This is a genomic window from Phaeodactylibacter luteus (assembly GCF_007993045.1).
GTDB lineage: Bacteria > Bacteroidota > Bacteroidia > Chitinophagales > Saprospiraceae > Phaeodactylibacter > Phaeodactylibacter luteus.
In genome coordinates this window covers 1-331 of sequence record NZ_VOOR01000240.1, presented here as the reverse complement: position 1 = coordinate 331, position 331 = coordinate 1, and the positions used below count along the sequence as shown (strand labels likewise).

1 protein-coding gene is annotated in these 331 nt (G+C 52.3%); it reads left to right on the top strand.

Annotated elements, in window-relative coordinates; genetic code table 11:
* On the top strand, window positions 1-331 hold a 331-nt coding region (locus FRY97_RS22140; protein WP_211356968.1), incomplete at both ends, for a PD-(D/E)XK nuclease family transposase.

The following is a 331-nucleotide window of genomic DNA, read 5'->3' as shown; positions in this document are numbered from 1 at the left end:
CTTTATCGTCGAGCTCCAAAAAGCTCGGCAGAACTTCTTCCGAGACCGCAGCATCTATTATGCCTCCTTCCCCATTCAAGAGCAGGCCCAAAAAGGCGATTGGGACTACCGCCTTCAGCCCGTCTATACCGTCGGCATCCTCGACTTCATCTTCGACGACCACAAAAACGAAAAACAGCTCCTGCACCTCGTCGAGCTCAAAGACCAGCTGTGCAGGGTCTTCTACGACAAGCTCAAGTTCATCTATATCGAGCTGCCCAAGTTCCGGAAAACTCAAGCTCAGCTGAACACCCAGTTCGACAAGTGGCTCTTCGTTTTCCGCCACCTTTCC